Origin of the sequence: Amycolatopsis kentuckyensis (assembly GCF_002155975.1) — a bacterium.
Classification (GTDB): domain Bacteria; phylum Actinomycetota; class Actinomycetes; order Mycobacteriales; family Pseudonocardiaceae; genus Amycolatopsis; species Amycolatopsis kentuckyensis.
On record NZ_MUMI01000327.1, the window covers coordinates 1 to 9,661 of the forward strand.

Annotated in this window: 8 protein-coding genes; 4 read left to right on the forward strand and 4 right to left on the reverse strand. The window is 72.4% G+C overall.

Translation table 11 applies throughout. From position 1 onward, the window contains the following. From CCN39_RS29420 to CCN39_RS29430, 3 genes are all read left to right on the forward strand, one after another. A partial coding sequence (locus tag CCN39_RS29420) for a sensor histidine kinase (RefSeq protein ID WP_208630439.1) occupies window positions 1-1,287 on the forward strand: 1,287 nt, incomplete at its 5' end. 28 nt (window positions 1,288-1,315) lie between these two features. Continuing rightward, window positions 1,316-1,990, forward strand: a complete 675-nt coding sequence (locus CCN39_RS29425) for a response regulator (protein WP_086847434.1) — start codon at window positions 1,316-1,318, stop codon at window positions 1,988-1,990. Between the two features lie 152 nt (window positions 1,991-2,142). After that, window positions 2,143-2,589 carry a hypothetical protein gene (locus CCN39_RS29430; RefSeq protein WP_143264198.1) on the forward strand — a complete coding sequence of 149 codons (447 nt, stop codon included), beginning with the start codon at window positions 2,143-2,145 and terminating at the stop codon, window positions 2,587-2,589. Window positions 2,590-2,624: 35 nt separating this feature from the next. On the opposite strand, the gene CCN39_RS29435 is transcribed toward CCN39_RS29430, so the two are convergent. From CCN39_RS29435 to CCN39_RS29450, 4 genes are all read right to left on the reverse strand, one after another. Continuing rightward, a complete protein-coding gene (locus CCN39_RS29435; protein ID WP_341867715.1) occupies window positions 2,625-4,718 on the reverse strand; it encodes an iron ABC transporter permease in 2,094 nt (697 codons plus the stop codon). Between the two features lie 2 nt (window positions 4,719-4,720). Further along, window positions 4,721-5,698, reverse strand: coding sequence for an ABC transporter substrate-binding protein (locus CCN39_RS29440; protein WP_086847438.1), 978 nt, complete (start codon window positions 5,696-5,698; stop codon window positions 4,721-4,723). 21 nt (window positions 5,699-5,719) lie between these two features. Then, entirely contained in the window at window positions 5,720-6,559 is an 840-nt protein-coding gene (locus CCN39_RS29445) for an ABC transporter ATP-binding protein (RefSeq protein WP_086847440.1), read from the reverse strand. A 77-nt stretch (window positions 6,560-6,636) separates the two neighbouring features. After that, window positions 6,637-6,981 carry a hypothetical protein gene (locus CCN39_RS29450; protein ID WP_086847442.1) on the reverse strand — a complete coding sequence of 115 codons (345 nt, stop codon included), beginning with the start codon at window positions 6,979-6,981 and terminating at the stop codon, window positions 6,637-6,639. A 153-nt stretch (window positions 6,982-7,134) separates the two neighbouring features. On the opposite strand from CCN39_RS29450, the gene CCN39_RS29455 reads away from it, so the two are divergent. After that, window positions 7,135-9,661 (forward strand): family 78 glycoside hydrolase catalytic domain (locus tag CCN39_RS29455; protein ID WP_244211053.1); only part of this gene is annotated, 2,527 nt, incomplete at its 3' end.

Below are 9,661 nucleotides of genomic sequence, written 5' to 3' on the forward strand. Positions count from 1 at the left end.
CCGCACGTCAACCCCGGCGGTACCGAAGGTCAACCCTGGGCGCATGACGCACCGCAGCCGGGCGGATACGGTGGCCCGGTGCGGGCGGCGTGGACGCGGGTGCGGCGGTACGGGGAAGCGCACCCGCAGCTGCTGGACGGCGTGGTGTCGTGGCTGGTCGTCGCCGGCGTCGTGCTGGCCGCTCGCTACGACTACGCCTCGCACGGCCGGGTTTTCGGTCTCCCCGGCGTGCTGCTCACGGCCGCGGCCATCCTGCCGGTCACGCTGCGCCGCCGGGCACCGGTGACGGTGCTCCTGTTCTGCCTGGCCGGGTCGTTGGCGTCGGTGGTGGCCGGTTACTGGGACGCGTTCAACAACTTCGGCCCGCTGCTCGCCCTGTACACCGTTGCGGTGCACCGGTCCCGGCGCGTGTCGCTCGCCGCCACCGTGCTGGCCACCGCGGTGCTGGCGGCCGGGACGATCGCCGCGGAGCTGGGGCCGGTGTGGCTGCTGGTCGTGCTCGCCGCGCTGTTGAGCGCGACCGCCTGGGCCCTCGGCGACATCCGCCGGATCCTCACCGAGCGCAACGCCCGGCTGGAGGTCCTGACCAGGCAGCTCGAGCGGGATCGGGAGGCCCGGGCCCGGCGGGCGGTCACCGAGGAGCGGATGCGCATCGCCACCGAACTGCACGACGTCCTGGCGCACCACATGTCGGTGATCGCCGTGCAGGCCGGGCTGGCCGGGTACGTGCTCGAGTCCGACCCGCCGACCGCCGCCGGCGCGCTTCGCGCGGTCGCCGACACGAGCCGCCAGGTGCTGGACGAACTGCGGCGGCTGTTCGTCCTGCTGCGGATCGGTTCGGATCCCGTGGTCCCGGCCGACGATTCCGCTCCGGTGTTCAGCATGGACCGGATCGACGTGCTGGCGGATCGCGTCCGGGCGCTGGGCCTGCCGGTCGACCTGGTCGTCGACGGCGTCGTCCGGGCGCTGCCGGACAGCGTCGCCCGGTGCGTGTACCGGATCGTCCAGGAATCGCTGACGAACGTGGTGAAACACGCCGGCGGGGCGGGGGCGCGCGTCCATTTGGACTACGGCGACGCGGATTCCGCGGTATTCGTCGCGCGGATCACCGACGAGGGACGAAAACGCGGTGTCCCCGCGGAATCGGGCGGGCACGGCCTGATCGGGATGCGTGAGCGGGCAAGGCTTTACGGCGGCACGCTGACCGCGGGCCCGCGCGAACGCGGCGGGTTTGAGGTCGTGCTCACCCTGCCGATAAGCTCGGCGGGAGGAACGCGCAGCCGGTAACGCGGACAGCCCGGGGGAACGATCGCGGATGGTTCGGGTGCTCGTCGTCGACGACCAGGAGTTGATCCGCGCGGGGCTGGCGGCGCTGATCCGGGCCACGCCGGGATTCGACGTCGTCGGTGAGGCGGGCAGCGGGGAGCAGGCCGTCGCCGTCACGGCGGAGCAGCCCGTCGACGTGGTGCTGATGGACATCCGGCTACCCGGGATGAGCGGGATCGCGGCCACCGGCCGGATCCTGGCCCGGGCGGGCGAACGCCCGAAGGTCCTCGTCCTCACCACCTTCGACCTGGACGAGTACGTCTACCAGGCGCTGCGGGCGGGCGCCTCGGGGTTCCTGCTGAAAGACGCGTCACCGGACCAGATCCTGGCCGCGATCCAGGCGGTCGCGGCCGGGGACACGCTGTTCGCGCCGGCCGTGACCCGGCGGCTGGTCGAGGCGTTCGCCCCGCCCGCGGAAACCCGGCCGGTGCCGGCCCTGACTTCGCTGACCGAGCGGGAAACCCAGGTGGTCCGCCTGGTCGGGCACGGCATGTCGAACGCCGAGATCGCCGGCCGGCTCACGGTCAGTGCCGGCACGGTGAAGACCCACCTCAACCGGGCCATGGGCAAGCTCGGCGTGTCCAGCCGCGCCCAGGCCGTCGTCGTCGCCTACGAGTCCGGGCTGGTCGTCCCGGGAGCAGGCAGCCGCTACACCGGCGGTTGAACCCGGCTGACGCGCAGGTGCACCCGGGTGTTCCCGGCTGCCGCGTGATTCACGCCGAGAACAAACCGGTGGCAGATGTCCCTTTCCTTTCCGGTGGCTAGATTTCTTTCTGCGCGCATCGAAATCCGGAACAAAACCACGGAGGGGAAACAATGGGCAGGATGTTGACGCGGATGATGCTGGTGGCACCGGTGCTGGCGCTGGGCTCGGCCGTGCTGGCGGCCACCCCGGCCGCCGCCGCGGCGCACAACGACAGTTTCACCGTGTACACGACCGACGGCTGCGGCGCGGTGGATTTCGTCGACTACGGCGCGGGGGCACCCGGCGGCGGCAACAACGACGATTACGCGGTCGTGCACGACTACTGCGGGGACGGGCACGGCGTGAAGGCGTGGGCGTGGCTCAACGGCTACGCCATCGGGTCGAAGTACAACGGCAACGGGCTGGCCGGGGATCCCGTCGTCTGGGATCCGTTCGAGGCCTACGGCAACATCATCCCCGGCGACGCGGTCGGCCTGAAGGTCTGCCTCGTCGACGGCAACGGTGACACCACCCCCGCGCGGTGCGCTTCGAAGACCCAGACCAGTGTCGACGGCTGAGCACTGAGGTGACGGACAGCCGCCCGGGGACGGCGTCAGCGTCCCCGGGCGGCGTTCGTGCGGTGCCGGTACAGGAGCCAGACGAAGTAGGGCGCGCCGAGGATCGCGGTCATCAGGCCGGCCGGCAGCTGGCCGGGGGCGATGACCGTGCGGCCGGCGGTGTCGGCCGCGCAGACGAGAATCGCGCCCAGCACCGCCGCGGCGGGCAGCAGGCGGGAATGCCGGCTGCCCACGACCGCGCGGGCCGCGTGCGGGGCGACCAGCCCGACGAACGTCAGTACCCCGATGCCCGCGACCGCGGCGCCGGTCAGCAGCACCGCGCACGAGAGCAGCAGCAACCGCGTCCGGGCCACCGGCACGCCGAGCACGCGCGGTGTTTCGTCGTCCAATGACAGCAGGTCGAGTTCGCGCCGGGTGCGGACCAGCACCGGCGTCACCAGCAGCAACGCCAGCGCCATCGGTACCAGGTGCGGGAAGGCCCGGCCGTAGGTCGAACCGCCCAGCCAGGTCAGCGCCTTGGTTTCGTTCCACGGATCGGACAGCGTGATCAGCAGCGTCACCAGCGCCTGCGACGCCGCGTGCACGCCGAAGCCGATCAGCACCAGGCGTTCGCTGGTGAACCCGCCGCGGGCGGCCACGGCGAAGACCACGGCCATCGCCAGGGCGGCGCCCAGGCCCGCGGAACCGGTCAGCGTCCAGAACCCGACCCCGGACACGGCCGTGATCACGGCGACCGCGCCGAGGCCCGCGCCGCCGACGACGCCGATCATCCCCGGCTCGGCCAAGGGATTGCGGGCGACCGCCTGGGTGAGCGCGCCGCCCAGCGCCAGCGCCGCGCCCGCCAGCAGCGCGGCCGCCACGCGGGGGACGCGGGTGTCCAGCACGCCGGTGACGATCGGGCCGGCCTGGCCGGTCACCCAGTTGACGACGTCGCCCAGCAGCAGTTTCGCGTCCCCGAGCAACACCGCGCCCACGGTGACGCCGGCCAGCGCGAGCACCAGCACGACCAGGATCACCCGGTACCGGGTCGCGCTCACCCCGCCGCGGGCGCCGGCCGCGGGTGGTGCGGCGGTCGCGGACGTGATCCGGGCGGTCCGGGCCAGGACCACGAGGAACAGTGCGCCGAGGATCGTCGTCACGACGCCGGTCGGCACCTCCAGGGCGCGCTGCGGGCCGATGACGGCGCGGAGCAGTACGTCGGCGCCCAGCAGGAGCGCCGCGCCGAGCGCCGCCGAGCAGGGGAGCAGCGCCGCGTGCCGGTGCAGGCCCGGCACCACGGACGCGAGCAGCCGGGCCACGGCCGGTGCGGCGAGGCCGACGAACCCGATCGGGCCGGCCAGGGTCACCGCCGTCGCGGCCAGCAGCACGGCCAGCGCGATCGCCGCGAACCGGGTCCGTCCGATGTGGACACCCAGGGTTCTGGCGTGGTCGTCGCCGACGTGGATCAGGTCGAGCCGCCGGGCCATGCCGAGCAGCACGGCCAGCGCCACGCCGGCGAGCGGGCCGAGCGTGCGGATGCCGCCGAGCCCGTTCTGCTCCAGCGATCCCTCGCCCCAGGCGAAGAGGCCGCGGGTTTCCTGGGCGTACAACAGCAACAGGACCTGGGTGACGGAGATCAGGGCCAGCGCGATCGCCGTGCCCGCCAGCACCAGCCGCACGATCCCGGTGCCCCCGGTGCCGGACAGCGCGAGCACGAACACGGCCGCCGCCAGCCCGCCCGCGAAGGCGATCCCGGTCGCGCCGAGCAGGGGCAGCGAGACGCCGAACGCGGCGACGGTGACCACCGCCAGGTGCGCACCGGCATTGACGGCGAGGGTGTCCGGCGACGCCAAGGTGTTGCGGGACACCGATTGCAGCACCGCACCGGCCACCCCCAGCGCGCCTCCGACGACCAGCGCCGCGAGCAGCCGCGGCAACCTCGATTCGAGGACCACCGCGGTCGTGTCGCCGGTCGCGCCGCCGAAGACCAGCCGCAGCACGTCCAGCGCGCCGAGGTTCGCGGTGCCCTGCGTCAGGTGCACGGCCGAACCCAGCAGGACGAGCACGGCGAGCCCGCCGCCGAGCAGCGCGAGCCGCCCGCGCCGCCGGACGGCGACGGCGGGCGGCCGGGGCTCGGTCAGGGTGACCACCGTTATTTCTCGAGCGCGGCGACGGCCGCGTCGACGAACTGCGCCATCGACTTCGGCCCGCCGAACATCCAGAGGGAGTCGGGGAAGCGGTGCACCTTGCCGCTCTTGACGAACGGGAGGTTCGTCCAGATCGCGTTACCCGCCAGCTGCTGCTGGTACGGGTCGCCGTCGGCGTTGTTGGCGATGTACCAGAACCGCACGTCGGGCAGCTTGGTCAGGCCTTCGACGTCGGCCTGCGCGAGGCCGTAGACCGCGTCGCCGTCCATCGGCCAGGCGGTTTCGAGGCCGAGCTTGCCGAACACCGCGGACACCAGCGCGCCCTTGGTGTACGGGCGGATGCTGACCGAGCCCGAGGTGACGTAGGCGTCGGAGAAGGCCACCTGCTGGCCGACGGCCCCCAGCTTCTCCACCGCCGCCCGGCCCGCGGTCAGCTTCTGCTCGAACTCGGATTTCAGCTGCGCGGCCCGGGTTTCGGTGCCGGTGGCCTTGGCGATGGTGTCCAGGTTGGCGTACATGCCGGCGATCGGGTCCTTGGCGTTGCCGCCCTTGACGACGACGACCGGGACCTTCGCCTCGATCTGTTCCAGGGCCCCTTCGGTCACGCTGTCGGTGACGACCACGAGGTCCAGCCCCAGCGAGCCGAGCGTGTCGAGGCTCGGTTCGCCGCGGGTGCCGATGTCCTTCGGGGTGCCGTCGAGCTTTTCGGCGCTGACCCACTGGCCGTAGCCCTTGATGTCGGACACGCCGACCGGCATGACGCCGAGCGAGACGAGGTGCTCGACGGCGTTCCACTCGGTCGCCGCGACGCGCTTGGCCGGGTGGGGCAGCTTCACCTCCTTGCCGCGCGAGTCGACGACGGTGACCGGGCCGGCACCACTGGTGGCGGCGGCGTTGCTGGTGGGCGCCTCGGTGGTGCCGCAGCCCGCCACGAAGAACGTGACGGCCGCGGACAGGCCGAGGAGCAGCCGGGTGATCCGCATGTTTCTCCTGTTTTTGCTCGGTCAGACTGGCGCGGTGCGCGCTCGTGAGTCGTTGAAGCGGCCGATCGCGCGGGTGTGGATCCGCCCGTCGGCCGGGTCGGCCACGACGTCCACGCGGATGCCGTAGGCGCGGCTGAGGTTCTCGGCCGTCAGCACCTCGGCGGGGGCGCCTTCGGCGGTGACCCGGCCGCCTTCGAGCAGCAGCACCCGGTCGGCGACGGCGGCGGCCTGGTCGAGGTCGTGCAGCACCACGCCGACGCCGACACCGTGCCGGTCGGCGAGATCGCGGACGACGTCGAGGATCTCCACCTGGTAGCGCAGGTCGAGGAAGGTCGTGGGTTCGTCGAGCAGCAGCAGCGCGGTGTCCTGGGCCAGGCAGGCGGCGAGCCAGACCCGCTGCGCCTGCCCGCCGGAGAGGGCCTGCACGGGCCGGTCGGCGAGGGCGGCCAAGCCGGTCAGCGCCAGCGCCCGCTCGACGGCGGCGGGGCCTCCGGGATCGCGCCCGCCCCAGCGGGACCGGTGCGGGTGCCTGCCGAACTCGACCAGTTCCCGGACGCAGACCCCGCCCGGTGCGGTCCGTTGCTGCGACAGCAGGGTGATCCGCTTGGCGATGTCCTTTCCGGACAGTGCGCGCAGGTCGGCGCCGTCGGCGAAGGTGACCGACCCGGCGACCGGCGGGTGCAGCCGGGCGAGGGCCCGCAGCAGCGTCGACTTCCCGCTGCCGTTCGGGCCGATCAGCGCGGTGACGGTCCCGGCGTGCAGCGAGAGGGAAGCGGCCCGCACGACGACGTCGCTGCCGTAGGCGACGTCGACCTCACGGGCGTGCACGCCGGTTTCGGCGTGGTGGGGGACGAGGGACACAGGAGGACAATAAGGTCAGGCTTACCTAAGCTACAAGGTGGCGGACGGCACAATTCGGACTCCGTGCCGCGCGGGAGCTACCGGAGGGCCAGGCGGACGATGTTCGGGATCACGATCAGCGCGGCGGTCGCGAGCCAGTAGGCCGCCTTGTTGAGCGCCGGGGCGCGGAACGCGAACAGGGCGTTCAGTCCGAACGCGACGAGGGCGGCGAACCCCAGGGCGACCAGGCCGAGGGTGATCACGATGCCCGCGCCGTCGTCGACCACCGTCGGGTCGACGGCGGTCAGGCCCAGCTCGCCCGCGATGACCTGGAACGCCAGCAGTCCCAAGGCCACGGGGTAGAAGCACGGGATCGCCAGCAGCAGGTTGAGGGGGACGCCGATGAGCCAGACCGACTGCGGGGAGAGCTCACGCCGAGGCATCCGGTCATCATGCCCGAGCCTGCCGAAGGGGTGCGGGCATTCGACGGATTCGCCGAGCGGGCCGGATCCGGGCGGTTGACGGCCGTGACCGCGGTCACCTAACCTCACGAAGTCCCGCTCGATTGAATCGTTTCAAGTGTCCCGGGAGTCGATGTGGCCGGACGGCAGCGCCGCAGGAAAGCCCCTCGTACGGCCAAGAGCCTGCTGGTCGTCGTCCTCGTGGTGCTCGGTCTCCTGCCGGGGCCCGACGCCACCGCGGCGACCGCGGCCACCCTCGACGGGCTCACCACGAACGGCCGGGTCGACCCGCTGGGGATTCCCGGCGCCGACCCCGTCTTCGGCTGGAAGATCTCCTCGCCGCGCCGGGCGGTCACCCAGACCGCGTACGAGCTCGAGGTCGGGCGGAAGCCGGGAGCCGCCGACGTCTGGCGCTCCGGCCGGGTCGAGTCGGCGCAGCAGGTCGACGTCGCCTACGGCGGGCCGGATCTCGCCTCCGGCACCCGGTACTTCTGGCGGGTCCGCAGCTGGGACGACCGGGGCGCACCCAGCCGCTGGAGCCGGGCCGCGTGGTTCGAGACCGGGCTGCTCACCGCGGCCGACTGGGGCCCGGCCGCGTGGATCGGCAAACCGGCGCCGTCGTACGACCAGTGGACCGACTACACCGTCACCGAGACCTTCCGGCTGAACAACCTGGCCTTCGGGACCTTCCTGCGTGCCCGGGACATCAACAACGCCTCCATGTGGCAGCTCAACGTCGGCGACTCCGCGACGTCCGTGCCGCTGCTGCGGCCGCACCTGCGCGTCAACGGCGGCTACTCGGTCCTGGCCGAAGTGGACCTGCGGCCGTTCGGGTTCACCCGCGCCGGGTTGCTCGCCGGGACGCACACCGTGGCCTACACCGCCGAAGGCACCACGATCCGGACCACTTTGGACGGTGTCGTCGTCGACACGCGCACGGTGCCGGACTTCCCGAGCGGGCGGGCCGGCCTGCGCACCTACGACGCGGAATCGGTGACCGTGCAGAAGTTCGCCGTCACCAAACCGGACGGCACCGTGCTGGCGAACCCCGAGTTCGCCGTCCCCAACCCCTTCACCGGCGGCAGCATCGACAACGGAGCATTGACCGTCACGGGAAGCACCGATGCCCTGCTGGCCGGGCGCGACTCCTACGAACCGCTGCTGCGGACGTCGTTCTCGACCACGCCCGGCAAGCGCGTGGCGCAGGCCCGCGCCTACGCGTCGGCGCACGGCGTCTACCAGCTCACGCTCAACAGCCGCAAGGTCGGCGACCAGTTCCTCGCGCCGGGCTACACCGAGTACGCCCGGCGGATCCAGTCCCAGACCTACGACGTCACCGATCTCGTCCGGGCCGGTGCGAACGGGTTCGGCGCGGCACTGGGCGACGGCTGGTGGGCCGGGAAGATCGGGCTCGCGGGGAAGGGCCAGTACGGGACCGACCTGGCCCTCGTCGCCCGGCTGAAGATCACCTACACCGACGGCAGCGTGCAGTGGGTCGACACGACCCCGGGCTGGAAGTGGGCCACCGGCCCGTTCGCGGCGACCGACAACCAGCTCGGCGAGACCTACGACGCCCGGCTCGAGCAGCCCGGCTGGGCGGCCGCCGGGTTCGACGACTCGGCGTGGTCGCCGGTGGTGACGCGGCCCTCGGACACGGCGAAGCTGGCGCCGCAGCCGGACGAGCCGGTGCGCGAAACCCAGGTCCTCGGGACGAAAGCGGTCAGCCACCCGGCGCCGGGGGTGACCGTGTACGACCTCGGCCAGAACATGGTCGGCGTGGCCCGGGTGAAGATCACCGGCAAGGCGGGGGAGACGGTCAAGCTCCGCCACGCCGAGGTGCTCAACCCGGACGGCACGGTGTACGTGGCGAACCTGCGGGCCGCGACCGCGACGGACCATTACCGGTTCGCGAAGGACGGCACGATCACCTACCAGCCGACGTTCACCCAGCACGGCTTCCGGTACATCGAGGTCACCGGCCTCGCCACGCCGCCGGCCGCCGCGGACGTGCAGGGTGTCGTGTGGGGTTCGGACCTGCGCCGCACCGGCACGCTGGGGACGTCCGACGGCATGCTGAACCAGCTGCTCAGCAACGTTTCCTGGGGCGCGCGGGGCAACTTCCTGTCCATCCCGACCGACACCCCGGCGCGGGACGAGCGGCTGGGCTGGACCGGTGACATCAACATCTTCGCGCCGACGGCGAGCTACCTCAGCGACACCCGGGCGTTCCTCGGGAAGTGGCTGACCGACGTCCGCGACGAGCAGAAGAGCAGCGGGTCCATCCCGGCCGTCGTCCCCTCCACGAACGGTGCGTTCGACGAAAGCGGCGTCGGCTGGGAGGACGCGCTGATCACCGTGCCGTACGCGGTGTGGCACGCCTACGGGGACACGCAGGTGCTGCGCGACAACTACGACGCGATGAGCCGGTTCTTCGCCTACGCCCGCGCGAGTGCCGGGCCGGACAACCTGGAGACCGGGCGGCTGACGTTCTTCACCAACGACTGGCTGAACCTCGACGACCCGTCCGACCAGGGCGTGCTCGGGACCGCCAGCTGGGCGCAGGACGTCCGGATGATGGCGGAGATGGCGGCCGCGGTCGGCCGGACCGCCGAAGCGGCCGAGTACACGAAGCTCTACGAGGACGTCCGCGCCGCCTTCACCC

Bases quoted from the DNA above. Each gene is read 5' to 3' on its own strand.
- CCN39_RS29425 (WP_086847434.1), top strand. From the start codon at position 1,316: ATGGTTCGGGTGCTCGTCGTCGACGACCAGGAGTTGATCCGCGCGGGG.
- CCN39_RS29430 (WP_143264198.1), top strand. From the start codon at position 2,143: ATGGGCAGGATGTTGACGCGGATGATGCTGGTGGCACCGGTGCTGGCG.
- CCN39_RS29440 (WP_086847438.1), bottom strand. From the start codon at position 5,698: ATGCGGATCACCCGGCTGCTCCTCGGCCTGTCCGCGGCCGTCACGTTC.
- CCN39_RS29450 (WP_086847442.1), bottom strand. From the start codon at position 6,981: ATGCCTCGGCGTGAGCTCTCCCCGCAGTCGGTCTGGCTCATCGGCGTC.